We start from the raw sequence: 26,181 nt of genomic DNA, 5'->3' as shown, positions 1-26,181 counted from the left end.
CTAGTCAAGAAATGGCAGCACGATCAGCCCGGCGGGATCAAGCCCGTGGCGGGCGCAGACATCGTGGGCCAGGGCGAAATACCGGTCGGCCTCGGGCATGTCGCCTCGATCAAGGCTCAGCGTGGCGAGACCATCATAGCATGGAAAAAGCTGCTGCGGTTCGCCGGTTTCGTTCGCCACCTCGATTGCCTCGTTGTAGCAGCGGGCGGCGAGATCGGGGCGGAAATGGCATTGGTGGATTTGCCCGAGCACGATCAAGGGCACGGAGAGATGCTCGCGCTGATCGAGCGCACGGTCGATTTCGATCGCCTTTTCGGCAGCCGGCACCCCTTCCTCGGTACATCTGTCCGTGAAGGTGCAACAGGCAACGGCAAAATTGGCAAGCAGGCGCGCCTGGAAGCCGAGATCGCCGATACGACGCGCGACATCGAGCCCGCGCCGGCAAACCTCCACGGCCTTCGCCGGATCGACGATCGTGTAGAGCACGCCGAGATTGGTGTAGCCGCGGCAGGCAACGTTCAGGAGGCCGGCGGCTTCGGCGGCTGCGACACTTTGCTCCACCTCGCGCACTGCCTCCTGGTGTCGTCCAAGCCGCGCCAGCGCAACTCCCTTGGTGTTGAGGGCCTCCGCAATGGCACGTGCCGCCTCGAGCCCGCTTTGCTCGTCCGCGTCCGCCGGTACGGACCGCGCATGGCCGAGCGCCTCGTCTGCCCATCTTGCGGCGGCCACGTGATCGCCCGTCCGAAACGCGAGACGGCCGCGCTCCTGCAAGAGATGCGCCCACTCGATGGGCGCGTCGGTCCCTCCAAGCAGTTTGGCCGCCTCGGCGTAATGCGTCTCTGCCTTGATCCGCTTGCCGGCGTCCCACAGCAATCGGCCAAGCTTGCGAAGAATTCGCGCTTCCCCGATCCGGTCCTGTATGGCGCGCTGCCCCTCCAACGCGCTCTGATAGTGCTCCTCGGCCGTGTTCCGGCGGCCAGCCGCGCCACAGAGGTCCGCAATCCGCTCGTACAGGACCAGACGTTGCGGCTCCCGTTCGCCGCCGGTCAACAGCACGGCGAGGGCCTGTTGGTAGAGACGGATGGCATCGTCATTGGCATAGCTGGCGCGCGCGCGATCGCCGGCCGCGCGCAGATAGCGCGCGCCTTTCGGCTTGCTCGCGCTCAGGCTGAAGTGATGTCCGAGCAGGATGAGATCTTCGAGGCGCTCGGGCTCATGGCCGTACAGCCTCTCGAGCGCCCCACCAATCCGTCCATGCAGCTCGATCCGGCGCTGCAGAAGCAGGTTTTGATAGATCACGTCCTGAAGCATGGTTTGCGTGAAGCGGTAGGTCCGCAGCGAAATCGAGTTCGAGCCCGCGATCTCCTCGACGATTTCCGCGTCGCACAGAAGTTCGAGCCCTGCTTCCACCCTCGCCGGCTCGGTTGCCGCCGCAGCGAGAGCAGCCGCATCAAAACGCGGGCCGATCACCGCGGCCTCCTGTGCCAGGCGGCGCACCTGATGCGGCAACCGGTCGAGACGCGCCAGCAACAACGCCTGAATGCTTGCCGGAATATCGGCGGCGGCTTCGTCCGACGTCATCCGCCACTGCGCGCCGTCGCGCTGCAGGGTGCCGGCTTCGATCAGGCCGCGTATGATCTCCTCGAGGAAAAGCGGATTGCCGCCGGCGCGATCGAGGATTCGACTGAACAGACGTCCCGGTGGTTCACGCCAACCGTGACTGAAATAGGCCGCGAGCAGCTTTTGTCCGTCGGCGTCGCCAAGCGGGGGCAGCCGGAGGGTTGCGTGACTGATCCTGCTCGAACCGAACTGGTCCAGTTCCAGCATCGGCCGGTGCGTAAACAGCAGCATCAGCCGCGTCCGCTCCAGTCGGTCCATCAGGAAGCGCAACGCTTCAAGAGACACCGCATCGGCCCAATGCAGATCCTCGACGATGATCAGCAGTGGCGACAGCGCGAGGCGGCGCTCGAAGACGGTGCGAATCGCGAAGAATATCTGCCGGCGGAGCTGTTCGGGCTCGACATGCCTGAGCACAGCGTTGGGGTCGCCGAGGCCGAGTACGTGCAGATAGAGCGGCATCAGGCGATCGGCCTCGTCAGTCGCAAGGCCAAGCTCCGACAGCGCTTCGGCGACCTTCGCCTCCGCCTCTGTGGCGCTCGCCTTTTGCGCGATGCCATAGGCGCTGCGCAGCACGGCGGCGAGTGTGCCGTAGGATTGTTCGCCGAGCGGCGAGCACGCCGCCTGCCGGATCGCCACGCCTGCAAATCGATCCTGATCGCGGATGCGCGCGACGAACTCCCTGACCAGGCGCGTTTTCCCGATGCCGGCTTCACCGACCAGCCGCACCAGTTGAGCTGCGCCGCCGCACGCGCGATCAAGGCTGCCGATCATGCGCGCAAGCTCGGCGTCGCGCCCGATCAACGGCGCATTGAGGCCCAGCGTGTCGAGACCTCGCGCCGCACGGGGCGTGTCGAGCGGCTCCTTCAGACGGTGGACCAGTACGCTGCCCATCTTGCCCTTGAGCGAGACCTCGCCAAGCGAGTCATAGGAGAACGCGTGCCGCGTCAGACGGTGGGTCAACGGCCCGACCAGCACCTCGCCCGGAGCCGCCATCGACTGCAGTCGCTGGGCGGTATTCACCGTGTCGCCGGTCACCGAATAGGATTTGGCAACGCCCGCACCGAGCCCGCCCGCGACGACGTGCCCGGTGTTGATGCCGACATGGAGCAGCAGCGGTGAACCTGCATACGCCTTCGCGCGTTCGCTGAGGCGCGCCGTCCGGTCGATCATGTCGAGGGCAGCGCGCACCGCCCGCTCCGGGTCGTCCTCGTGCGCCGCCGGCGCACCAAACAGAGCAAGCAGCGCATCGCCGATGAACTTGTCCACGAAGCCGCCAAAGCTTTGCACCGCGGCCGTCAACTCCTCGAACAACTCGTTTTGGAGCGTCTGCATGACCTCGGGGTCGAGTCGCTCGCTCATCGCCGTGAAGCCGCTGAGGTCGGCAAACAGCACGGTGATAGTGCGGCGGTTCGCCTCGCTGTCGATCTTGTCGGACTGAGGTCGAAATGCGGCCTGAGCCTCCTCCGTCGGCGCGAGCGGCGGAGAGGAGGACCGGATCGGGAGCGTCGTCGGGCTCGTCCGCGCCGATGCCTGCCCACCGCCTGTGAGGACCTCAGCGACGAAGGCGCCGCACTTCGGGCAATAGGCGAAATCCGGCGCGCATGGAAAGCCGCAGCCAGGGCACGCGGTCGGCTGCTTCGTGCCGCACTTCGGGCAGAAGGCAAAGCCGCTCTGGACCTCTAGACCACAGCAAGAGCAGTTCATGGGTCAAGACCTCGCGGAAGCCGCGATGGCGCATTCTACAGGACCTGCCGGACGGGCCCAGGAACCAGGCAAGCATGGCCTCGTCGCACGGGAAGAGCAAGCGTGGTTGGTCTACCCCTTCCGTATGGCTGTGCGAGGAAGCGATGCTGCGGGCGCACTGGCGCACCGCGCGTCGTCGGCAAGCATGGCGGCATGCGGTAGCGCCAATTGACAGGGGCATGGCCGGGGCTACCCTGCCGAACAGAAGAACAAAAATAAGGGGGAATCGCCGTGACACCCGTCATCGCATCTTGAGCACATCCGCACTCGCGCCATTCCGCATCCGCAACTATCGCTTCCAGTGGCCATCCGACCTGCTCACCTCCTGGGCGTTCGAGATCGAAACGCTGGTGCTCGGCTGGTACATCCTGGTCGAGACCGGATCGGTGCTGCTACTGACCATTCTCGCGTCGCTGCAATATGTCGGAACGCTGATTGCACCGGCGCTCGGGATGATCGGCGACCGCATGGGTCATCGCGATCTCCTTGTCGTGCTGCGCCTTACCTATACGGCGCTGGCCTCCACCATTATGGTCCTGGCGCTCACCGGCCACCTGGCGCCGCTCAAGGTCATGATCATCGTGACGATCATGGGCCTGATCCGCTCCTCCGATCTCGGCCTTCGCAGCGCATTGCTCGCCGACATCATGCCGGCCGAGCAGCTGGTCAGCGCGATCAGCATGTCACGCACGACCCAGGATAGCGCCCGCATTGCCGGAGCGCTGACAGGCGCCGGCCTCTTCGCCGTGCTCGGCATTGGATTGGTTTATGCGGCAGTCGCAAGCCTCTACCTCGTGGCCGCGATTCTCATGTCCTGCCTGACCCGACCGAAAAGGACCGTTGCCACGACGGACCTGCCGGCGAACAGCCACGCCATTTCAAAGCTGCTCGACGAGCTGAAGGAAGGGATTGTCTACGCCTGGAATGGCCCTGGAATGGGTGCCGCGCTGTGCGTCGCCTTCCTCGCCAATCTCACCGCATTTCCCTTCACAGGCGGATTGCTGCCCTACATCGCGCGGGACATCTTTCATACCGACCAGACCGGCCTCGGTTATCTGTCGGCGAGCTTCGCCGTCGGCTCGCTGATCGGCTCAATCACGCTCAGCCTCGTCGGCGGACTGCGCATTGCCCGGCTGCTGATAGGCGCGACGCTGGCCTGGTACGCCATGCTGCTGGTGTTCGTCGAAATCAGGACCATGCCGGTGGCCATGGCCTGCCTTGCTCTCGCCGGCATCGCCCAGAGCATGTCGATGATCTCGGCCGCCGTGATCCTGATGCGCACGGCGAGCGCGCATCTGCGCGGCCGCGTGATGGGCGTGCGCATGATGGTGATCTACGGCCTGCCGATCGGATTGCTCGCAGCCGGCAGCCTGATCGACGTGATCGGCTATTCCGCGACGGGTTCGCTCTATGCCGCGTCGGGCTTCATCGCGATTGCGATCGCCTTGCGCTGGCGCGCCGACCTCTGGCCCGTGCACGCCCCCGCCAATGCGCGCTAGTCCCCGTACCCGCGCAGCCGCTCGACATCGAGGATGGTAACGCCGCCATATTCGAGCCGCAGCAGGCCCTCCTTCTCCAGCCGGTTCAGCGCGCGATTGGCGTTCTGGCGGGACATGCCGGAGAGCGCCCCGATCTCCTCCTGGGTGATCTCCAGATGCGCGGTCGATTCCGGATAGAGGATCGGGTTGAACAGCGAGGCGATGCCGCGGGCGAGGCGCGCGGTGGCGTCCAAGGTGCGGTTGACCTCGAGCATGCCGATGAACTGGCCGAGCCGCTCGTTGAGCTGGCGCACCAGGAAGCGGTTGAAGCCGACGCTGTTCTCGAACAGCCACATGAAGGCGCTGCGCTCCATCAGCGCGACACGGCTGTTGCGCAGCGCGACCACGTCGTAGCGGCGCGGCTCGTTCTTGAGCACGCTGCCCTCGCCGAACCAGGCCCCCGCGGTCAGCCCGGCAAGGCTCGTCTCCTTGCCGTCGCGCGACACCCCGCCCATCCGGGCAAGGCCAAAGACCATGCCGGCCCAATAGTCGAACGTGTCGCCGCGCATGAACACGGCCTCGCCGGTGCCGTAGGACCGCTCCGTGATCCCCGCGCGCGCGACCTCGATCTCCGCTTGCGTGAGCTCGCGCGACCAGGCGGCGATGCGCTTCAGTTGATCCTCTGAAATCATGATCCCGAAGCCAGCCGCACCGTTTCGTCACTCCGTCCTTCTGTTGCACTGCAGCACGACCGCTTCGGCCACCATCCGACGAAAGATGAAGACCGCCACCGCCTGAAAAACTTTGTCGCAGAATTGTCAGGCCGGAGACATTTCAAAATAGCGCTTTCCCCTATTGAGAACCACCTCGGGCGATGCGGCTTTTGATCCCCTAACGGGAACGAGAGCCTCACGGGTCCGGTCGAGACCAATAGCTGCATGGTCTGGCCGACACGACCGTACTAGGATCGCCCGACAGGAACCGACGAAGAGCGCCAATCAAGCGCCATCACCGGGAGGGATTTGTTTGGTGGCTACCAGTCTTGAAGTGCGCGGCGTGTCCTTGCGATTCGGCGGCGTCCGTGCGCTGACCGATGTCGGCTTCGCCATCAGGGACGGCGAGCTGTTCTCGATCATCGGCCCCAACGGGGCCGGCAAGACCTCGATCGTGAACTGTATTTCCGGCCGCTACAAGCCGACCGAGGGCCAGCTGTTCTATCAGGGCCGCGACATCACCGGCCTGACGCCGAACGCCCGCGCCTCGCTCGGCATCGGCCGCACCTTCCAGAACCTCGCCCTGTTCCACCACATGAGCGTGCTCGACAACATCATGGTCGGCCGCCATCACCTGTTGAAGAACAATTTCCTCACGGGCTCGCTCTACTGGCTCACCGGCGCGCGCAAGGAAGAGCTCGCGCATCGCCGCAAGGTCGAGGAGATCATCGACTTCCTCGACCTCCAGTCGGTGCGAAAGGCGCAAGCCGGCACCCTCTCCTATGGCCTGCGCAAGCGTGTCGAGCTTGCCCGTGCCATGGCGCTGGAGCCGCGCCTCATCCTCCTCGACGAGCCGATGGCCGGCATGAACTTCGAGGAGAAGGAGGACATGGCCCGCTACATCGTCGATCTCAACGAGGAATTCGGGATGACGGTGGTGATGATCGAGCACGATATGGGCGTGGTGATGGACATCTCTCACCGCGTCATGGTGCTGGATTTCGGCCGCAAGATCGCCGAGGGCGATCCGGGTGCGGTGCTCGCCGATCCCCACGTCAGGCGCGCCTATCTCGGCGAAGAGGACGAGGTGCTGGTCGATCCCGACGATGCTCCGCCGGCGCAGGAGAGCGCGGCATGATGGATTATGCAGGCCGCGTCGCGCAGGCCGATACCTATCCCAAAATGCTCCGGCTCAACGCCAGGGAGCATGGCAACGAGATCGCGCTGCGCGAAAAGGATCTCGGGCTGTGGCGTGTCTTCACCTGGAACGATTACCAGACGCGCGTGCGCGATTTCGCGCTCGGCCTCGTCGAGCTCGGCCTTGGGCGCAACGACGTCATCGGCATCATCGGCGACAACCGGCCGGACTGGGTCGCGGCGGAAATCGCCACCCACGCGATCGGCGGCCTGAGCCTCGGGCTCTACCGCGACGTGCTGGACGAAGAAGCCTCCTATCTCCTCAATTATGGCGAGGCGCAGCTCGTCTTCGCCGAGGATGAGGAGCAGGTCGACAAGCTGCTCACCCTCGCCGACCGCGTGCCCGATCTGAAGCACATCATCTATTCCGACCCGCGCGGAATGCGGAAATACGACGACCCCAGGCTGCTGTCGGCGGAGAAATTCGCCGAGCTCGGCCGCGCCCGCGCTGCGCGCGAACCGGGGCTTTACGACAAGCTCGTCGATGCGACCAAGGGGGAGGACGTCGCAATCCTCTGCACCACGTCGGGCACCACCTCGCATCCAAAACTCGCAATGCTCGCCGCCGGCCGCGTGCTCGGCCATTGCGCTACCTATCTTGCCTTCGACCCCAAGGGACCGGACGACGAATACGTCTCGGTGCTGCCGCTGCCGTGGATCATGGAGCAGGTCTATGTGCTCGGCAAAGGCCTCTTGTGCCGGATGAAGATCAACTTCGTCGAAGAGCCCGATACGATGATGAACGATCTGCGCGAGATAGCGCCGACGTTCGTGCTGTTTGCGCCGCGCGTCTGGGAATCGATCGCCGCCGACGTTCGCGCCAGGGTGATGGACGCCACGCCCTTCAAGCAGCGCCTGTTCGATATCGGGATGAAAAGCGGTCTTGCCGCGCTCCAACACGGCCAGCGCTCCGGCTTTGCCGACGCCGTCCTGTTCCGCGCGCTGCGCGACCGGCTCGGCTTCACCCGCCTGCGCTCGGCCGCAACCGGCGGCGCGGCGCTCGGGCCCGATACCTTCAAGTTCTTCCAGGCGATGGGCGTGCCGCTGCGCACGCTTTACGGCCAGACCGAGCTTTTGGGCGCCTACACGCTGCATCCCGAGGGCAAGGTCGACCCCGACACCACGGGTGTGCCGATGGCCGACAGCGTCGAGATCCGCATCGACAATGCCGACGTCCACGGCGTCGGCGAGATCGTGGTGCGGCATCCCAACATGTTCCTCGGCTATTACAAGAATCCCGAGGCGAGCGTTGCCGATATCAAGGATGGCTGGATGCTGTCGGGGGATGCCGGCTATTTCAACGCCAACCGCCAGCTCGTCGTCATCGACCGCATCAAGGATCTCGCGGAAACCTCCCGCGGCGAGCGCTTCTCGCCGCAGTTCATCGAGAACAAACTGAAATTCTCGCCCTACATCGCCGAAGCCGTCGTGCTCGGCTCGGGGCGCGACGCGCTCGCGGCGATGATCTGCATCCGCTACTCCATCATCTCGAAATGGGCGGAGAAGAACCGCCTCTCCTTCACGACCTACAGCGATCTCGCCTCGCGGCCCGAGGTCTACACGCTGCTCCAGAAGGAGGTCGAGACCGTCAACGCGACGCTGCCGCCGGCGCAGCGCATCTCGCGCTTCCTGCTGCTCTACAAGGAGCTCGACGCCGACGACGGCGAGCTCACCCGCACCCGAAAGGTGCGCCGCAGCGTCATCAACGAGAAATACGCCGGCATCATCGACGCCATCTACCGCGGCGATGCCGACATCCCCGTCGACACCGTGATCCGCTTCCAGGACGGCACCACGCAGCGGGTGCGCACCACACTGCGGGTGGTGGATCTCGGCGGGCGTGGGCATCTGGCGGAGGCTGCGGAGTGAACTTGAGCGCAGGCACCGCTGCCCTTCGCCTCTCCCCGCTTGCGGGGAGAGGCCGGAGCGCGTCAGCGATCCGGGTGAGGGGGAGCCTCCGCGAGGGCGGTGACAATCGTCTCGAGGACGCCGGACAAATTACGGGACACGTCGTTGTTCCAGAAGCGCAGGACCCGATAGTTGCGGTCGGCAAGCCATTTGTCGCGAGTGACGTCGCGCGGACTGTCCGCATGCTGCCCGCCGTCCACCTCGATGATCAAGCGAGCTTCGCGACAGATGAAGTCTACCGTGTATGGCCCGATAGGCTCCTGCCGAACGAATTTGTAGCCGTTCAGCCGGCGGGCGCGCAGGCGATACCACAGCGCCCCTTCCGCATCCGTCAATGCAGCTCGCAGGCTTCTTGCGCGCCCGGTCTTGGACTCATCAGCACCGCGCATGCGGAGGCTCCCCCTCACCCGCCGCGCGTTCCGCGCGTCGGCCTCTCCCCGCAAGCGGGGAGAGGCGAAGGACAGCATATCACATGAACACCGCCTTCCTCATCCAGCTCCTGGTCAACGGCCTCGTGGTCGGCACGCTCTATGGCGTGGTCGCGATGTCGTTCGTGCTGATCTACAAGGCGACGCAGGTCGTCAACTTCGCGCAAGGCGAGCTGCTGCTGGTCGGCGCCTGGGTGTGCTGGGCGCTGCTGGCGAAATATCAGGTGCCGTTCTGGATCGGAATGCCGATGACGCTGGTGTTCATGTTCGTGTTCGGCATCGCCATCCAGGTCCTGATCCTGCGGCCGATGATCGGCGAGCCGATCATTTCGGTGATCATGGTGACGATCGGGCTCTCGACCGTGCTCCAGGCCACGCTGAAATGGATGTTCGGCGTCAACCCGCAGCCGTTCCCGCGCGTGTTCGAGAGCCAGTCGGTCAGCTTGTTCGGGCTTCAGATCCAGACCGTCTATGTCATGAGCCTGGTGGTCTCGGTCGCGATGATGATCGGCATGGCCTGGTTCTTCCGCGCATCCAAATACGGCCTTGCCATGCGCGCCACCGCGTTCAACCAGCAGGTCGCGCAGTCGCTCGGCATTTCCGTCAAAAGCGTCTTCGCGATGGCCTGGGCGATCTCGGCCACCGTCTCTGCGGTCGCGGGCGTCGTCGTCGCCGTCGTCAACGGCGTATCGTCAGGCCTCGCCGCCTACGGCATCAAGGTGTTTCCGGCGGCGATCCTCGGCGGGCTCGATTCCGTCGGCGGCGCGGTGCTCGGCGGCATCATCATCGGCTTGCTCGAGAACATCGCGCAATATGTCGACAGCGAGTATCTGCACTGGGGCAATCTCTACGAGATCGCACCGTTCTACGTCCTCATCATCGTGCTGATGATCAAGCCCTACGGCTTGTTCGGCACCCACGACATCGAGCGGATCTGACCCATGGCCGGCCCTGCCCTCATCCCCGCTGGTGATTTCCGCAGCTCCTATGCGGCCGACACCACGATCTTCCCGACGGCCACCAGCCGCAACTTTGCGATCATTGGCGTGCTGCTGCTCTGCCTCGTGCCGCAATTCCTCGGCGGCTACTGGCTCAGCATCCTGATCCAGATCGGCATCTTCTCGATCGCGGCGCTCGGGTTGAACATCCTGGTCGGCTTCACCGGCCAGATCTCGATCGGCCACGCCGCCTTCTTCCTGCTCGGCGCCTTCACCTCGGCCTACATCTCCAACAATGCGCCGATCCCGGTGTTCTTCGCGATCCCGCTTGCGGGCGTCGTCACCGCGCTGGTCGGGCTGATCTTCGGCATTCCGGCGGCGCGGCTGAAGGGGCTCTACCTCGTCATCGCGACGCTCGCCGCGCAATACATCCTGCTCGACTTCTTCTCCCGCGCCGAATGGTTCACCGGCGGCTCGGTGCCGGCCAGCGCCAATCCGTTCTCGATCTTCGGCTTCACCTTGCGCGGCGACAAGCAGTATTTCTACGTCGTGCTGGCCTATGTGCTGGCGAGCTACATTCTCGTCACCAATCTGATGCGCACGCGCGACGGCCGCGCGCTGGTTGCGATCCGCGACCATTATCTCTCCGCGGAGATCATGGGCATCAACCTCACCAAATACCGCACGCTGTCGTTCGGCCTCGCCGCCTTCTTCGCCGGCATCGCCGGCGCGCTCTATGCGCATTACCAGCTCGTGGTCTCCCAGGAAGGCTTTGGCATCGAGCGTTCGATCCTGTTCCTGGCCATGATCATCATCGGCGGCACCGGCTCGATCATGGGCACGCTGATGGGCACCGCCTTCGTGGTGCTGCTGCCGGAAACGATGGAATTCCTCAGCCTCTACCTGAAGGGCGGCGCAATCGACAAGGCGCTGTCGCTCAACAACAACATCACCTTCCTGCGCGAGATCGCGATCGGGGTGATCATCATCGCGTTCCTGATGTTCGAGCCGGACGGGCTCGCCCATCGCTGGCGGCAGATCAAGGCGTATTGGAAACTCTACCCGTTCTCGCATTGAGAACGGGCAACTTGCTAATCAACGAATAAACAGGAGGAGGCAACCAATGAAGACAAAATCCCTTTTGACCACCGCATCGCTCGCCCTCGCGATCGCCGCATTCTCGGCGAGTGCGCAGGCGCAGATCGCGATCGGGCATCTCGCCGATTATTCCGGCGGCACCTCCGACGTCGGCACGCCCTACGGACAGGCCGTCGCCGACACCTTCGCCTGGGTCAACAAGAACGGCGGCGTCGGCGGAAAGCAGATCAACGTCGACACCAACGACTACGGCTACCAGGTGCCGCGCGCGATCGCGCTCTACAAGAAATGGTCGGCGCCCGACAGCAAGGTCGCGGCGATCATGGGCTGGGGCACCGCGGACACCGAAGCGCTGACCGGCTTCCTCGCGCAGGACAAGATCCCCGACCTCTCCGGCTCCTATGCCGCCGCGCTGACCGATCCCGAAGGCGTCAGCGGCAAGGCCAAGCCCGCTCCTTACAATTTCTTCTACGGCCCGAGCTATTCGGACTCGCTGCGCGCGATGCTGATGTGGGCGGCCGAGGACTGGAAGGCCAAGGGCAAGCCCGGCAAGCCGAAATTCGTCCACATGGGCGCCAACCACCCCTATCCGAACGCGCCGAAGGCCGCCGGCGAGGCCATGGCGCAGGAGCTCGGGCTCGAAGTGCTGCCGCCGCTGGTGTTCGCGCTGACACCGGGTGACTACAGCGCGCAGTGCCTGAGCCTGAAATCCTCGGGTGCTAACTACGCCTATCTCGGCAACACCGCGGCTTCCAACATCTCCGTCCTGAAGGCCTGCAAGACCGCCGGCGTCGACATCCAGTTCCTCGGCAATGTCTGGGGCATGGACGAGAATGCCGCCAAGACGGCCGGAGATGCCGCCAATGGCGTGATCTTCCCCTTGCGCACGGCGGTGAGTTGGGGCGGCGATGCGCCCGGCATGAAGACGGTGATGGAGATCTCCAAGATGTCCGACCCGACCGGCAAGGTCTACCGGCCCGTGCACTACATCGCGGCGGTCTGCTCGGCGCTGTACATGAAGGAAGCGCTCGACTGGGCCGCAAAGAACGGCGGCGCCACCGGCGAGAACGTCGCCAAGGGCTTCTACCAGAAGAAGGACTGGGTGCCGGCCGGAATGGATGGCGTCTGCAATCCCTCGACCTGGACCGACAAGGACCACCGCGGCACGCTGAAAGTCGACCTCTATCGCACCAAGATCGCGGGCGCGACCGACGGCGACCTCAACGATCTCATGGCCAAGGGCACGATCAAGCTCGAGAAGGTCAAGACCGTGGAGCTGCCGCGCAAGGCGGAGTTGCTGGGGTGGTGAGCCCGGCACTCACCTCACGCACAACTGTCATCCCCGGCGAAAGCGGGGGATCCAGTACGCCGCGGCTTCTCAATGGGTCTCGGGCGTCTCTGGAATACTGGGTCGCCCGGTCAAGCCGGGCGACGACTACGGAGAACTTTGACGCATGACCGAGATCGCCGAAGCCAGTCGTCCCTCGCCCAGCATCGTCCCCGCGCCGCCCCTTCTCGGCGTGCGCAATATCGAGGTCGTCTATGACGACGTCATCCTGGTGCTGCGCGGCCTCAGCCTCGACGTGCCCAAGGGCGCGATCGTGGCGCTGCTCGGGGCCAACGGCGCTGGCAAGTCGACGACGCTGAAGGCGATCTCGGGGCTGCTCAAGACCGAGGACGGTGAGGTCACGCGCGGCGAGATCCTGTTCGAGGGCGAGCGGATCAACGGCATCGATCCCGACAAGATCGTCCGCCGCGGCATCTTCCAGGTGATGGAGGGCCGCCGCATCGTCGCCGACATGACGTCGCTGGAGAACCTCAAGCTCGGCGCCTTCACCCGCAGGGACCGCGAGGTCGATGCCGACATCGACATGGTCTTCAACTATTTCCCGCGCCTGAAAGAGCGCACCGGCCTTGCCGGCTATCTCTCCGGCGGCGAGCAACAGATGCTCGCGATCGGCCGTGCACTGATGGCACGCCCGAAGATGATACTGATGGACGAACCGTCGATGGGCCTGTCGCCGCTCCTGGTGAAAGAGGTGTTTTCCATCATCCAGAAGATCAACCGCGACCTCGGCGTCACCATCCTGCTGGTCGAGCAGAACGCGCGCGCCGCACTGTCAGTGGCGAGCCACGGCTACATCATGGAGCAGGGCAAGGTCGTGCTCGACGGCACCGCGGACGAATTGCGCGACAATGAGGACGTCAAGGAATTCTACCTCGGCGGCGCCGGCGACCAGCGCAAGAGCTTCAAGAACCTCAAGAGCTTCAAGCGGCGCAAGCGATGGTTATAGCGTTTTCAAGCGAAGTGGGAACCGGTTCGCGTGAAGAAAACGCGTCAAAACAAGAGAACTCTAACCTTCCAGCACCTGCTCCGCTTCCGTGACTGCGCAGAGAACATGATAGAACGACGACGCAGGAATGGTGTCGACCAGCGACTTGCCGTCGCGATCGAACTGGTCGTACCAGCCGCCCTTCACGGGATGGCTGAGATAATGCCGTTCGAGCCGCACCAGGGCCGCGCGCGCCTCATCCGCCGCGCCCGCCTCGCCGGACTCGGCCTGCGCGGTCCACGCCTTCGCGATCTCGGTCTGCGGCCACAGCCGGCGCGTGCTGCGGCGGATGTGGCCGGTGGCATCACCCTCGTCGGTCAGGCAGCCCGTCGCATCGTCGCGATAGCGCAGCGCGCTGGCCAGCAGCTCCGCACGTCGCTGCCCGGTCGGGCAACCCGTGATGCGCTCGAATCCCTTCAGCAGCCAGACCCACTCCGCCTGATGGCCAGGCTCGACACTGACCGGCTCGATCTTCGACCAGTCCTCCTCGAAATACTCGGTCAGGATGTGCCTCTGCTTGTCGTAGAGATTGGCGAGGAACAGCGCGAAGAATTCGCCGGCGCGGTTCTGGAACGACAGATCGTGGGTCGCGTCGAAGCACGCGATCATCGCCTCGAACAGGTGCATGTGCGGGTTCTGCCGCCGCGGCAGCGAGAACGGCAGCCCCTCGTGGACGCCGCCATGCGGCGAGCGCAGATGGCCGTCGAGGAAGGCGAGCAGCGCGTCGATCTCGGCGCGAACCTGCGCGTCCTTGTCGAGCGCGTAGACGGTCGCAAGCGCAAACAGGATGAAGGCGTGGTCGTAGGCGTCGCGCCGGGCGTCCAGCACCGCGCCATCCGGCGTCAGCCGGTGCACATAGCCCGGCCGGCCGTCGGGCGCCTTCGCGCGTGCCAGCAGGTGCTCCAGCCCCTTCAGCGCGATGGCGCGCCCCTCCGGATACCAGCCCATCTGCGCCGCCTTGGCGTAGCAGTAGATCTGGCGGGCCTGCACGAATACCCGCCGCGGCGCGGCGGCATCCGCCGTGCCGTCGCGGTGCAGCCGGTCGATGAAACCGCCCGCGACATGGTCCCAGCCGACGGTCGACCACAGCGGCATCGCTTCGTCGATCATGCGGCGTTTCAGGCGCGCGACGACGCCGGCCGTCTCCTCCGCCGCCATGATCCGCTCGTCCGCCATCTCGCTCTCTCCACGTCCCGACAATGGCCGTCTGATACCCATGCCAGCGGCGGCGTGCAACGGATGCCAACCCGGAAAGATCAGCCATGACCGCCCATTACGACGCCCTCGAGACGCGCGAGCAAGCCGCGCGCGAGGCAGAGCTGTTTTCGCGCCTGCCGGGCGTGCTGCGCAGCGCGATGACGGCGCCCGCCTATGCCGACCGGCTCAAGGGGCTGGATCCGGCCACGGTGACCACGCGCGCGGCGCTGGCGTGCCTGCCGGTGCTGCGCAAGTCGGAACTGCCGGCCCTGCACAAGGCCTCCGCGCCCTTCGGCGGCTTCGTGGCGGCGGCACCGGGCTCGTTCGCGCGGCTCTTCACCTCCCCGGGTCCGATCTTCGAGCCGGAGGGCCGGCAGGCCGATCCCTGGCGCGGCGCACGGGCGCTGTTCGCGGCCGGGTTCCGGCCCGACGACATCGTGCTCAACACCTTCAGCTACCACCTCACCCCCGGCGGCTTCATCTTCGACTCGTCCGCGCGCGCGCTCGGCTGTGCGGTGATCCCGGCCGGGCCCGGCAATACCGAGCAGCAATTCGAGCTGATCGAGGCCTACCGTCCGGTCGGCTATAGCGGCACGCCGGACTTCCTGAAGATCCTGCTCGATGCAGCGGCGACCGCGGGCCGCGACGTCTCCTCGATCAAGCGTGCGCTGGTCTCGGGTGCGGCCTTCCCGCCCTCGCTCCAGGCCGAGATCAAGGCGCGCGGCATCGACGCCTACCAGGCCTTCGGCACCGCCGATCTCGGTCTCGTCGCCTTCGAGACGGAGGCGCGCGAGGGCATGGTCGTTAACGAAGGCCTGATCATGGAGATCGTCAAGCCCGGCACCGGTGATCCCGTTGCGGAAGGCGACGTCGGCGAGATCGTCGTCACCTCGCTCGACTCGCACCATCCCTGGATTCGTCTCGCCCTCGGCGACCTCACCGCGGCGCTGCCGGGCCCAAGCAAATGCGGTCGCACCAACGTGCGGATCAAGGGCTGGATGGGCCGCGCCGACCAGACCACCAAGGTCAAGGGCATGTTCGTCCGTCCCGAGCAGGTCGCCGAGATCGGCAAGCGGCATTCCGCGCTCGGCCGCCTGCGTCTCGTCGTCACGCGCCAGGGCGAGACCGATGCGATGACGCTGAAAGCGGAAACGGCGGCAGCAAATGAGGCTCTGCGCGAGGAGATCGCGAGCACACTGCGGATGGTGACAAAGCTCGGAGGCGCGGTCGAGCTGGTCGGCCCCGGCACGCTGCCGAACGACGGCAAGGTGATCGCGGACGAGCGCTAGAATTTCCGAACCAAGTCTATCACCTCGTCCTGCTGCGGACGGGTGATTTCGGCAAACATCGGGAGCGACAAGATCTGCGCCTGGTCGCGATATGCGTTTGGAAATTGCTCCGTGCGGTACCCGAGCCGCTGATAGGCGGGCAGAAATGGCAATGCAGTGGGGTAGTTGATTGCCGTATGCACGTCATTGGCCCTGAGATGGGCGGCCAATGCATCACGGCGCGGATGGCGGATCGTATAGAGGTGGTAGACGTGACTGCGCCTGGGCGCGATCGCGGGCACCACGATGTCCTCGATTTGACCGAGTCCTGCGTCGTAGACTTTCGCGGCGGCCTGTCGTGCCTCGGTCCAGGCCGCCAGATGCGGCAGCTTCGCCGACAGGATGGCCGCCTGCAGACCATCGAGCCGGCTGTTGATGCCCTCGATCTGGTGCTGATGCTTCACCAACCCGCCATGGCGCGCCAACATCGTCATGTGCTCGGCGAGTCCGCCGTCATTGGTGACCACCGCGCCGGCGTCCCCCATCGCACCGAGATTCTTGCCTGGGTAGAACGAATAGGTTGCGGCCGCGCCGAATGTACCGACCATCTGCCCGTTATAGCGCGCCAGATGCGCCTGGGCGCAATCCTCGACCACCCACAATCCGTGCCTGGCTGCGATCGCCATGATCGCGTCCATATCGGCGGGCTGGCCGTAAAGATGGACGGGGATGATGCCAACGGTGCGCGGCGTGATCGCAGCCTCGATCGCCGCCGGATCGATCGTGAAGGTCGCGCCGTCAATGTCACAAAACACGACCGTAGCCCCGGCATGGGTGATCATCGCCGCAGTCGAAATCCACGAATGCGCCGTTGTGATCACCTCGTCACCCGGCTTCACCTTCAGGGCCTTCATGGCGAGATAGAGTGCATCGGTACCGTTGGCACAGGACACGCAATGCTTCACCTGGGCTGCCTCGGCGAATTCCCGTTCGAAGGCATCGACATAGCTGCCGCGAATGAACGCGCTATCACCGATCACGCCCGCGATTGCAGCATCGATCTCGCTCTTGATGGTCTGATGCTGCAGATGCAGATCGGCAAAAGGCACGGCCATCGATCGTATTTCCTCAGTTACCGGTCTACAGCCGGCGCGCCGGATTGCCGGCATAAGTGCCCGACGTCGTAATGTCCTTGGTAACCACGGAGCCCGCGCCGATCACGACGTCGTCCACGATCTTCACCGGCAGGATGGTGGCGTTCGAGCCGATCGACACCCGATTGCCGATCGCCGTTTCGCGCCACAGTTCCTTGCGGCCCCGCGCCGGGCCACCGGCCGAAAACGTATCGTTGACGAACATCACGCCATGGCCGACGAAGCAGTCCTCGCCGATCGTCACCAGCTCGCAGACAAAGGCATGCGACTGCACCCGGGTGCGCGCGCCAATCACCACTCCCTTCTGAATCTCGGTGAACGGGCCGACAAAGCAGTCATCGCCGATCTTGCAGCCATAGAGATTGCAAGGCTCGACGACCTTGACGCCGACACCGAACGCGACATCGCGAATAGCGGCCTGATGGATGTCCGGCTTGTTCACGTGACGACACCCAGGCGGCTCAGCCGCGGTGTAAATCGTAGCGGCACCTCCGCGCCGGTCTCAATGGATTCATAGAGAGCGGAGATCAGTTCCAGGCTCTTGCGACCCTCGAGCCCGTCGACCAGCGCGGCGCGCTGGTTCACCAGGCAGTCGACCACATGGCGATAATAGGCCTGATGGCCGAAGCCATAGACGTTGGGCGGATTGACCGAGAATTTTTCGACCACGTTCTTGTCGGACGGCAGCTCGTCGACGAAGCGCCAATGCCGGATCTGATTGACCGCGAAGCCGGAGATTTCCACCGTGCCCTTTTCCCCGAGTATCGAGAGCGATCCCTCCAGATCGGTCGGTCGCGCCGCAGTGGTGGCCTCGACAATTCCGAGAGCGCCGTTACGAAACTTCAACGTCGCAACCGCAGTATCCTCGGTCTCGATCTTCGCGAGCGCCGTCATCCCGCGCGCATGCACGCTGACGACGTCGCCGAAGAACCACTCCAGCATATCGATGTGATGACTCGCCTGGTTGGTGAGCACGCCGCCGTCATAGGCCCAGGTGCCGCGCCAGGAGTCCTGGTCGTAATAGGCCTGATCGCGGCACCAGCGCACGCGCACGGTGCCGAGAATCAGCTTGCCGAAGCGGCCGGCATCGAGTGCCTCACGCGCCTTGACGACGGGCACGTTGAAGCGGTTCTGCTTGACGACGAACATCTTCACGCCTGCACCGTCACAGGCCCGGATCATGTCGTCGGCATCCTGTAATCGGAGCGCCATCGGCTTCTCGACGACGACATGCTTGCCGGCCTTGGCGCAAGCGATGACGTGTGCCGGATGCAGCCCGCTTGGTGTCAGCACCGCGACCGCGTCGATGTCCTTGCGGGCGAGAAAGTCATCCATGTCGTAGACCGCCGGCACGCGGAATTTTCCGGCAATGGCGTCGGCGCGTGAGCGGACGGGATCGCAGACCGCAACGAGGCTCGCACCTTCTACGTAATTGCCGCCCAAGAGGTCGGAGTGGCGTTTGGCAATTCGCCCGCAGCCGAGCAGCCCAAATCTAATCATGCAGAGCCTTCATCATACCGGTAAACGCCGGTGATCGCGACGGGGCCGACCTAGGCAAAGCCGACCTTCCGCAAGTGCCAGGCTCGTCAATTACAGGCAAAGCAGACGGCAAGGCAAGGCGAGCCGTAGACCGGGCAGCTCGATCCATCCCCACAACGGTTCCGGCGCTGACGCGCCCATTTGCGGGGCGAACACGCTCGATTCCGGGAAACTTGCATGATCCGCCCCCCTGCCGTATCTAACAACTCGAAAAATGCGACGCTTTCGGCGGGCTCGCCGCGGGGTTAAGGGCCTGAAATTCCTTCCCCTTTTTGGATCCATACCCTTGGCAGAAACGAGCCATCTCACCATCGCCGAGACAGAGACGATTGAGGAAGCCTTCCGGCGCCTCAACGCCAACAGGCTCGGCATCCTCTTCGCGCAGGATCCGGGCGGACGAATCGTCGGCGCGGTGACCGATGGCGACATCCGCCGGCGGATGCTGGCGGGCATCACGATCCACGACCGGGTGGCAGCCTGCATCAACCACAACTTCGTCTGGGCGCAAGCCGGGGGGCCGCGGGAGCAGATTCTCAAGCTGCTCGACCAGCGCGTGCACGTCGTACCCATCCTCGATACCGAGGGCCGGCTGGTCGACGTGTTCAGCCGCGAGCTGTTCAACCTGTCGGAGGAGAGCGAGGTGTTCGCCCGCGCCCGCTCGCCGGTCCGCATCTCCTTCTCCGGCGGCGGCACCGATCTCACGCACTACTTCGTGGAAAATGACGGCGGCGCGGTGATCAACGCCACGATCAAGATGTATGCGCACGCGACGTTGCGGCGCCGGAGCGATCCCCAAATCCGGATCTATTCGCACGACTTTCGCCGCACGGTCGAGGCCGGCAGTCTCGCCGAGCTCGGCACGGGCGGCGATCTCGCCCTGATCAAATCGGTGGTGCGCCTGATCAAGCCGACTTACGGGTTCGAGCTCGAAGTCTCCGCCGACTTCCCGGTCGGCTCCGGCCTCGGCGGCTCGGCGGTGGTCTCCTCCGCCATCATCGGCTGCTTCAACGAATTCCGCGGCGACCAATGGGATCGCCACGAGATCGCGGAAATGGCGTTCCAGGCCGAGCGGCTGATGCTCAACATTCCCGGCGGCTGGCAGGATCAATATGCAACCGTGTTCGGCGGCTTCAACCACATGGAGTTCTCCTCCGACCAGAACACCATCGTACCGCTGCGTCTCGACCCCAACATCATTGCCGAGCTCGAGGAGAGCCTGGTGCTCTGCTACAGCGGCGCAGGTCATGACTCCGGCGCGATCCATCGCGACCAGAAAGCGCACCACGCGACGGCCGACGCGGTGACCGCCGCTGCCAAGCAGAAGGAAGTGACGCGCGAGATCCGCAAGCATCTCCTTCGCGGCCGGCTGCTGGATTGCGGACGCCTCATCGACGAAGCCTGGCACGCCAAACGCAAGCTCAGCTCCAAGATCTCTTCAGGCGAGCTCGACGCCATCTACGATTTCGCCAAGTCGAACGGCGCCGTCGGCGGCAAGCTGCTGGGCGCCGGCGGCGGCGGCTACTTCATGTTCTTCGTCCGTCCGTTCGAACGCTACCAGCTCATCGCGGCGCTGGAACAGCAGGGACATAGCTGCTCGCGCATCATGTTCGAGGAGAACGGGCTGCGGACATGGAAATCGCGCCTTCCCTCTTCGTCCAGACAGGCCGCTGCCGAAGCCGCCCGTCCAAAGGACCATTGACGTGCACTGGCAAGCAAAGGCGCGCGCGTTTACCGTGCTCTCGGCGATCCCGTTCGGGGAGGACCTGCACTACGCTTTGCAACGCTACGTCACGCGTCGGTTGCCGCGTCCGGAAAAGCAAATCAGGTCGATCCATACGTTTGCCCAGCAGCTGCTCCGCACATATTCCGAATACGGCATTCGGTCGCCTCAGGCATCGACGTTCTTCGAATTCGGCGCTGGCCGCGACCTGGTCATTCCGCTCACGTTCAGCGCCCATGGCGCCAAACGCTTCATCACCGTCGACATCGAGCGGCTGTCCAAGCTCGACCTGATCCGCTCCAACGCCGCGATCATTTCCAAAGCGACCGGCGCCGATCGCCTCGTGATAGACTCCTGGAACGATCTCGAGCGCCTTTGGAATATCGAGTACCGCGCGCCCGCCGATGCCCGCGCAACGGATCTGCCGGCGAACTGCATCGACTGCGCGGTCTCGGTCGAAACTCTCGAACACATTCCGAAGGCCGATATTGCGGCGATTCTCAAGGAGCTGCGGCGCATCCTCCGCCCGGACGGCGTGGCCCTGATGCAGATCGATTACGGCGATCATTTCAAGGGATTCGATCCTGCCATCAGCTCATTTAACTTCCTGACGTACTCCGACGAGGAATGGCGCCCATTCCAGTCGCGCTTCCAGTACGTCAACCGCCTGCGCCACAGCGAGTACCTGCAACTGTTCAAGGACGCCGGTTTTCAGATATTAAGCGACCAGCCCGACTGCAGGTCGCCTGAGCCTGCGATCATGGAGCGGTTGGCACCCCAATTCCGCCAGTTTTCGGAACGGGATTTGTTCACGCTCGGCTCGTTGATCGTGGCCAGGCCGACAGATCCAGGCAAAGATGTTGAGAGGACCAGAGCGAATGGCTGACGCATCAGTTCGCATCGGCGACCGCCTTCTGGGAGACGGCGAGCCCTGCTACGTCATCGCCGAGGTCGGCAACAACCACAATGGCGACTTCGACCGTGCCATCGCGCTGGTCGATGCGGCGGTCGCCGCCGGCGCGGATTGCGCCAAATTCCAGATGCGCAAGCTCGACGAGGTCTACCGCGCCTCCTCGCTCTCCGGAAAGGACGACGACCTTGCGGTCGAATACACGCTCGATCTGCTCCGCCGTTTCGAGCTGACGACGGAGCAGCAGAAGAAGATCGCCGACTACTGTGCCTCGAAGGGCATTCAGTATCTCTGCACGCCCTGGGACGCGAAGAGCGTCGCGATGCTCGAAGGCTTCGGCGTGCGAGCCTACAAGGTCGCCTCCGCCGATCTGACCAACCTTCCCCTGCTCGCCAAACTCGTCGCGACCGGCAAGACGCTGATCGTCTCGACCGGCATGAGCACGACCGAGGAGATCAAGACCGCCGCGAGATTCCTCGACGAGCGCAACGCAGGTTACGTGCTCCTGCATTGCCAGAGTACCTATCCGGCTGCGCTTCACAACATCCATCTGCGCTTCATGGAAACGCTGCGCGAGATTCATCCCATGGTCGGCTATTCCGGACACGAGCGCGGCATTGCCGTGTCAATGGCCGCGGTGGCACTCGGCGCCGTCGTCATCGAGCGCCACATCACCCTCGACCGCGAGATGGAGGGTCCCGACCACGCCGCGAGCCTGGAGCCGGAGGAATTCAAGACGCTGGTCTCGGGCATCCGCGAGATCGAGGCCGCGCGTGGCGAGAAACTGGCCGAACGCGCGTTGAGCCAGGGCGAGCTGATCAACCGCGAGAACCTCGCGAAAAGCTTGGTGGCTGCGCGCGACCTTGCGCCGGGCACCGTGATCTCCGAAAGCGATATCGCAGTGAAGAGCCCGGGACAGGGCCTGTCGCCGCTGAAGATGCCGGCGCTGCTCGGCCGCAAGCTGACGCGGACGATGGCGGCCGACGACTATTTCTTCCAGAGCGACCTCGACGAGGGCGCCGCAACGGCGCGGCGCTACCACTTCGACCGTCCCTGGGGCGTGCCGGTGCGCTATTACGACATCGAGCGCTTCCTGGAGATCTGCGAGCCCGACATCATCGAATTCCATCTCAGCTACAGCGACATGGAGCGCGATCCGGCGGCATATCTTTCCGGCACCTACGATCTTGGCTTCGTCGTGCATGCGCCGGAGCTGTTTGCCGGCTCCAAGCTGATGGACCTCGCAACCCCCGACGAGGCGCTGCGGCGCTACTCGCTCGAGCAGACGCAGGCGGTGATCAACATCACCCGCAGGCTGAAGAAATTCTTCCCCAAAACCAAACGGCCGCCGATCGTCGCCAATATCGGCGGCTTCACCATGGACGCACCATTGTCGCCGGAGGAAAAGGGCGAGCGTTACCGGATCTTCGCGCAGAGCCTGAAGGAGCTCGACATGGACGGCGTCGAGCTGACGCCGCAGACCATGGCACCGTTCCCCTGGCATTTCGGCGGCCAGCGCCATCAGAACATCTTCATCCTCCCGGAGGAGTCGGCGGCGTTCTGCGCCAAGCATGGTTTGCGCATGTGCGTCGACATCTCGCACACAAAACTCGCCGCCAATCATTTCGGCTTCGACTTCGCGCAAGGCCTCGCCCAGCTCGGGCCCCACACCGCGCACCTGCATTTCGGCGACGCCAAGGGGCTCGACGGCGAAGGCGTCCAGATCGGCGAAGGCGAGATCGATTTCGACGAGATCGGAAAAGTGCTGCGCAGGCATGCGCCCACCGCGTCCTTCATTCCCGAGATCTGGCAGGGCCACAAGAACATGGGCGAAGGCTTCTGGACCGCGCTCGAGCGTCTCGAGGGACATATCTGATGGCGCGCAAGACACTGGCCGTGATCGCCGCACGCGGGGGATCGAAAGGCATCCCCCACAAGAACCTGCTCGATCTCTGCGGCAAGCCGCTGATCGCCTGGACGGTCGAGCAGGCGCGCGTAGCGCGCGGCGTCGACGTGGTGGCGGTCTCTTCCGACAGCGACAAGATTCTGCAAGCGGCAGAAGCCGCCGGCGCAGTGGGCGTGCGACGTCCCGATGACATTTCGGGCGACCTCGCCTCCTCCGAGTCCGCCTGGCTGCATGCGCTCAACGCCATCGACGAGCGGATGGGCCGCTTCGAGCGCATCGTCGCGCTCCAGGCCACCTCACCGATCCGCGAACCCGACGACATCGAGAAGGCGCTTGCGACCTTCGACCGCGAGCAGCTCGACAGCCTGCTCTCGGTTTGCGAGGTCGAGGATTATTTCAACTGGCGAATCGGCGCGAGCGGACCCGAGCCGATCAACTACGACTTCCGCAATCGCCGCATGCGGCAGCAGATCGAGAAGCGCTACCTGGAGAACGGCTCGTTCTACGTGTTGATTCCTTCACTCCTGCGCGAACAGAACAATCGTCTCGGCGGCAGAATCGGCTTTCACGTGATGGAGCGCCACAAGATGTTCCAGATCGACCGCCCGGAAGACGTCAAGCTCTGTGGCGCCATCATGCGCAGTTACGGCTATGCCTGACCTCAGCGCCTTCTCTCTCGCAGGCAAGATCGCCGTCGTAACGGGCGCCTCGCGCGGCATTGGCGCTGCGATTGCGAGCGGCCTGAAGGATGCCGGTGCCACGGTATTCGGTCTCAGCCGTTCCGGGACTGCGCCGCAGGGCGTGACCGCGATTGCCTGCGATCTCTCCGATGATGCCGCGATCGGGCGCGCTTTCAACGCCATCGCGGCGCAAGGCGGACATATCGACGCGTTGGTCAACGCGGCCGGGATCAGCCTTCCCCCGCAGAGCGCCGAAAGCGAGCTGGCGCGCTTCCGCGCCACGGTCGCGACCGACCTCACAGGCGTCTACGCCACGATCCTTGCCGCCTATCCGCTTCTGAAGACGACGGGCTCGGCCGCGATCATCAACGTCACCAGCATCAACTCGATCCGCGGTTTCCCCGGCAATCCCGGCTACGTCGCGGCGAAGGCCGGACTCGCCGGGCTGACGCGCGCACTGGCCGCCGACTATGCGCCCGACGGCATCCGCGTCAACGCGCTGGCGCCGGGTTATGTCGCAACCGAGATGACCGCAAAGAGTTATGCCGATCCCGCCATGCACGAGGATCGGCGCCGCCACACCATGCTCGGCCGATGGGGACAGCCCGCCGACATGGTGGGCGCCGCGATCTTCCTGGCGTCGGACGCATCGGCCTATGTGACGGGCCAGGAGATCTTCGTCGACGGCGGCTGGACCGCCAAGGGCCTCGCCATCAGCTCGGATAGCAAATCGTGACCGCAACGCTGCAACGCATCGGCTTCATGCAGGGACGTCTGTCGGCCCTGGTCGACGGCAAGATCCAGGCGTTCCCGTGGAATGAATGGCGCGAGGAATTTCCCCGTGCGAAGGCGCTCGGCCTGACGCGGATGGAATGGACCATCGACCAGGAAGGGCTGCGGGAAAATCCGCTCACGACCGAAGCCGGCCAGACGGAGATCGCCGCGCTGTCGCGCGAGAATGGCCTACGCATTCCGAGCCTGACCGGCGATTGCTTCATGCAGGCGCCGTTCTGGAAGGTCGACGCCGTCGTACGCGACGCGCTCGTCAATGATCTCGATCTGCTGATCGCCGCCTGTAGCCGGATCGGCATCGAATTCATCGTGATCCCGCTGGTCGACAACGGCAAGATCGAACGCGAAAGCGAAAGCGATACGCTCAAGCGGGTGCTGATCGCCCGCCGCGAACAGCTTGCAAGACAGAACGTCAAAGTCGTGTTCGAATCCGATCTGCCGCCGCGCGATCTCGCCCGCTTTATGGAAGCCTTTCCAGCCGATGTCTTCGGCATCAACTACGACAGCGGCAACAGCGCCTCGCTCGGCTATGACAGCACCGAGGAGATCGAAGCCTACGCACCGCGGATCCTCAATGTGCATGTGAAGGACCGCATGCGCGGCGGCACGACCGTGCCGCTCGGCACCGGCAACGCCGATCTCGCCAAGACGATCCGGCTGATCGAGCGCTCCGGCTACAGGGGGCAGTACATCCTGCAAACCGCACGCGCCGCGGACGGCGACCACGCGGGCGCGCTGGCCAGATATCGCGACATGACGGTCGGCTGGATCGAGGACGCGATGCGATGAAGCTCGAACTCGACGGTCGTGTCGCCCTCGTCACCGGCGCCAGCCGCGGCATCGGCCTTGCCATTGCCGCTGCGCTTGCCGCCGAGGGAGCGAAGGTCGCGCTGGCTGCACGCGGCTCCGACGCCCTGAACGAGGCACGCGCCACCGTCGGCGGAGACAGCTCGATCCATGTTGCTGATGTCACCGATCCGGCCGCCGCCGCGGCACTGGTGCAGGACGTCGACAAGCGGTGGGGCCGCCTCGACATCCTCGTCTGCAACGTCGGCAGCGGCGCGTCCGTGCCGCCGGGCAAGGAAACGGCGGCGGAATGGTCGCGGGTGATGGACCTCAATCTCTTCGCCACCACCAACGCGATCGAAGCCGCACGCCCGCTGATGGCGCGCGGCAGCGGCGACCGGTCCATCATCTGCATCTCCTCAATCGCCGGCATGGCGGCGCTCGGCGCGCCCGTGACCTACTACGCCGCGAAAGCGGCGCTGAACGCGACCGTACGCGGACTGGCGCGGCCGCTGGCGCTTGACGGCATCCGCATCAACGCGGTCGCGCCGGGCAATGTCCTGGCCGCCGACGGGACCTGGGCGCGCAAGCTCGTCGAGAACAGGGCCGCGGTCGAGGACATGCTCGTGCGCGAGGTGGCGCTGCGCCGGCTCGGCAAGCCGGAAGAGATCGCCGACCTCGTCGCGTTCCTTGCCTCGCCCCGCGCGGCCTTCATCACCGGCAGCGTCGTGGTCGCCGACGGCGGCCAGTTGCGCAGCTGAACAGGAGCCTTC

22 protein-coding genes are annotated in these 26,181 nt (G+C 64.8%); 15 read left to right on the top strand and 7 right to left on the bottom strand.

The window, feature by feature from the left end:
- Positions 1 to 3,324 carry an adenylate/guanylate cyclase domain-containing protein gene (locus tag A3M7_RS0117520; protein WP_027545091.1) on the bottom strand — a complete coding sequence of 1,108 codons (3,324 nt, stop codon included), beginning with the start codon at positions 3,322 to 3,324 and terminating at the stop codon, positions 1 to 3.
- Positions 3,325 to 3,614: 290 nt separating this feature from the next.
- Here A3M7_RS0117520 and A3M7_RS0117515 point away from each other — a divergent pair, with 290 nt between their 5' ends.
- A complete protein-coding gene (locus A3M7_RS0117515; protein WP_027545090.1) occupies positions 3,615 to 4,862 on the top strand; it encodes an MFS transporter in 1,248 nt (415 codons plus the stop codon).
- On the opposite strand, the gene A3M7_RS0117510 is transcribed toward A3M7_RS0117515, so the two are convergent.
- Complete coding sequence (locus A3M7_RS0117510) at positions 4,859 to 5,533, bottom strand: Crp/Fnr family transcriptional regulator (RefSeq protein WP_027545089.1); 675 nt, start codon at positions 5,531 to 5,533, stop codon at positions 4,859 to 4,861. The genes A3M7_RS0117515 and A3M7_RS0117510 overlap by 4 nt on opposite strands.
- A gap of 337 nt (positions 5,534 to 5,870) precedes the next feature.
- Here A3M7_RS0117510 and A3M7_RS0117505 point away from each other — a divergent pair, with 337 nt between their 5' ends.
- Positions 5,871 to 6,692, top strand: a complete 822-nt coding sequence (locus tag A3M7_RS0117505; RefSeq protein WP_027545088.1) for an ABC transporter ATP-binding protein — start codon at positions 5,871 to 5,873, stop codon at positions 6,690 to 6,692.
- Positions 6,689 to 8,620, top strand: coding sequence for a long-chain fatty acid--CoA ligase (locus A3M7_RS0117500; RefSeq protein ID WP_027545087.1), 1,932 nt, complete (start codon positions 6,689 to 6,691; stop codon positions 8,618 to 8,620). Before A3M7_RS0117505 ends, A3M7_RS0117500 begins: the two co-directional genes overlap by 4 nt.
- A 62-nt stretch (positions 8,621 to 8,682) precedes the next feature.
- On the opposite strand, the gene A3M7_RS0117495 is transcribed toward A3M7_RS0117500, so the two are convergent.
- A complete protein-coding gene (locus tag A3M7_RS0117495) occupies positions 8,683 to 9,048 on the bottom strand; it encodes an endonuclease domain-containing protein (protein WP_027545086.1) in 366 nt (121 codons plus the stop codon).
- A gap of 83 nt (positions 9,049 to 9,131) precedes the next feature.
- On the opposite strand from A3M7_RS0117495, the gene A3M7_RS0117490 reads away from it, so the two are divergent.
- The 4 genes from A3M7_RS0117490 to A3M7_RS0117475 all read left to right on the top strand — a co-directional run bounded on the left by A3M7_RS0117490 (position 9,132) and on the right by A3M7_RS0117475 (position 13,417).
- Positions 9,132 to 10,025: a branched-chain amino acid ABC transporter permease gene (locus A3M7_RS0117490; protein ID WP_027545085.1), complete on the top strand. Its 894-nt coding sequence runs from the start codon at positions 9,132 to 9,134 to the stop codon at positions 10,023 to 10,025.
- A gap of 3 nt (positions 10,026 to 10,028) precedes the next feature.
- Complete coding sequence (locus A3M7_RS0117485; protein WP_027545084.1) at positions 10,029 to 11,102, top strand: branched-chain amino acid ABC transporter permease; 1,074 nt, start codon at positions 10,029 to 10,031, stop codon at positions 11,100 to 11,102.
- Positions 11,103 to 11,148: 46 nt separating this feature from the next.
- Positions 11,149 to 12,432: an ABC transporter substrate-binding protein gene (locus tag A3M7_RS0117480; protein ID WP_027545083.1), complete on the top strand. Its 1,284-nt coding sequence runs from the start codon at positions 11,149 to 11,151 to the stop codon at positions 12,430 to 12,432.
- A gap of 145 nt (positions 12,433 to 12,577) precedes the next feature.
- The gene (locus tag A3M7_RS0117475) at positions 12,578 to 13,417 is read left to right on the top strand and encodes an ABC transporter ATP-binding protein (protein ID WP_027545082.1); all 840 of its coding nucleotides are present in this window, start codon (positions 12,578 to 12,580) and stop codon (positions 13,415 to 13,417) included.
- Positions 13,418 to 13,477: 60 nt separating this feature from the next.
- Here the strand turns inward: A3M7_RS0117475 and A3M7_RS0117470 are convergent, their stop codons facing one another.
- On the bottom strand, positions 13,478 to 14,632 hold the full coding sequence (locus tag A3M7_RS0117470; RefSeq protein WP_027545081.1) for an AGE family epimerase/isomerase: 1,155 nt from the start codon (positions 14,630 to 14,632) through the stop codon (positions 13,478 to 13,480).
- Between the two features lie 86 nt (positions 14,633 to 14,718).
- Here A3M7_RS0117470 and A3M7_RS0117465 point away from each other — a divergent pair, with 86 nt between their 5' ends.
- Complete coding sequence (locus tag A3M7_RS0117465) at positions 14,719 to 15,942, top strand: phenylacetate--CoA ligase family protein (RefSeq protein WP_027545080.1); 1,224 nt, start codon at positions 14,719 to 14,721, stop codon at positions 15,940 to 15,942.
- Here the strand turns inward: A3M7_RS0117465 and A3M7_RS0117460 are convergent.
- The 3 genes from A3M7_RS0117460 to A3M7_RS0117450 are packed head-to-tail and all read right to left on the bottom strand — an operon-like array spanning position 15,939 to position 18,575.
- Positions 15,939 to 17,036 (bottom strand): DegT/DnrJ/EryC1/StrS aminotransferase family protein, encoded by a 1,098-nt coding sequence (locus A3M7_RS0117460; RefSeq protein WP_027545079.1) that lies wholly within the window; start codon positions 17,034 to 17,036, stop codon positions 15,939 to 15,941. The two genes, A3M7_RS0117465 and A3M7_RS0117460, sit on opposite strands and share 4 nt — an antisense overlap.
- A gap of 25 nt (positions 17,037 to 17,061) precedes the next feature.
- The gene (locus tag A3M7_RS0117455) at positions 17,062 to 17,517 is read right to left on the bottom strand and encodes an acyltransferase (RefSeq protein WP_027545078.1); all 456 of its coding nucleotides are present in this window, start codon (positions 17,515 to 17,517) and stop codon (positions 17,062 to 17,064) included.
- Entirely contained in the window at positions 17,514 to 18,575 is a 1,062-nt protein-coding gene (locus A3M7_RS0117450; protein ID WP_027545077.1) for a Gfo/Idh/MocA family protein, read from the bottom strand. The genes A3M7_RS0117455 and A3M7_RS0117450 overlap by 4 nt, the downstream gene beginning before the upstream one ends.
- Positions 18,576 to 18,900: 325 nt before the next feature.
- On the opposite strand from A3M7_RS0117450, the gene A3M7_RS44415 reads away from it, so the two are divergent.
- Genes A3M7_RS44415 through A3M7_RS0117415 form a run of 7 tightly spaced genes read left to right on the top strand, consistent with a single transcriptional unit; the run spans position 18,901 to position 26,169 of the window.
- Positions 18,901 to 20,313 carry a CBS domain-containing protein gene (locus A3M7_RS44415; RefSeq protein WP_084302237.1) on the top strand — a complete coding sequence of 471 codons (1,413 nt, stop codon included), beginning with the start codon at positions 18,901 to 18,903 and terminating at the stop codon, positions 20,311 to 20,313.
- Position 20,314: 1 nt separating this feature from the next.
- Positions 20,315 to 21,220 carry a class I SAM-dependent methyltransferase gene (locus A3M7_RS0117440; RefSeq protein WP_027545076.1) on the top strand — a complete coding sequence of 302 codons (906 nt, stop codon included), beginning with the start codon at positions 20,315 to 20,317 and terminating at the stop codon, positions 21,218 to 21,220.
- Positions 21,213 to 23,120, top strand: coding sequence for an N-acetylneuraminate synthase family protein (locus A3M7_RS0117435; RefSeq protein ID WP_156936906.1), 1,908 nt, complete (start codon positions 21,213 to 21,215; stop codon positions 23,118 to 23,120). Before A3M7_RS0117440 ends, A3M7_RS0117435 begins: the two co-directional genes overlap by 8 nt.
- Positions 23,120 to 23,809 (top strand): acylneuraminate cytidylyltransferase family protein, encoded by a 690-nt coding sequence (locus A3M7_RS0117430; RefSeq protein ID WP_027545074.1) that lies wholly within the window; start codon positions 23,120 to 23,122, stop codon positions 23,807 to 23,809. Before A3M7_RS0117435 ends, A3M7_RS0117430 begins: the two co-directional genes overlap by 1 nt.
- Complete coding sequence (locus A3M7_RS0117425; RefSeq protein ID WP_027545073.1) at positions 23,802 to 24,566, top strand: SDR family oxidoreductase; 765 nt, start codon at positions 23,802 to 23,804, stop codon at positions 24,564 to 24,566. Before A3M7_RS0117430 ends, A3M7_RS0117425 begins: the two co-directional genes overlap by 8 nt.
- On the top strand, positions 24,563 to 25,411 hold the full coding sequence (locus A3M7_RS0117420) for a sugar phosphate isomerase/epimerase (RefSeq protein WP_027545072.1): 849 nt from the start codon (positions 24,563 to 24,565) through the stop codon (positions 25,409 to 25,411). Before A3M7_RS0117425 ends, A3M7_RS0117420 begins: the two co-directional genes overlap by 4 nt.
- Positions 25,408 to 26,169, top strand: coding sequence for an SDR family NAD(P)-dependent oxidoreductase (locus A3M7_RS0117415; protein WP_027545071.1), 762 nt, complete (start codon positions 25,408 to 25,410; stop codon positions 26,167 to 26,169). The genes A3M7_RS0117420 and A3M7_RS0117415 overlap by 4 nt, the downstream gene beginning before the upstream one ends.
- The last annotated feature ends 12 nt before the right edge of the window (positions 26,170 to 26,181 follow it).

The organism is Bradyrhizobium sp. WSM2254 (assembly GCF_000472645.1).
GTDB classification, from domain to species: Bacteria; Pseudomonadota; Alphaproteobacteria; order Rhizobiales; family Xanthobacteraceae; genus Bradyrhizobium; species Bradyrhizobium niftali.
The sequence above is the reverse complement of the archived record's forward strand: the minus strand, read 5'-3'. Positions and strand labels throughout refer to the sequence as shown.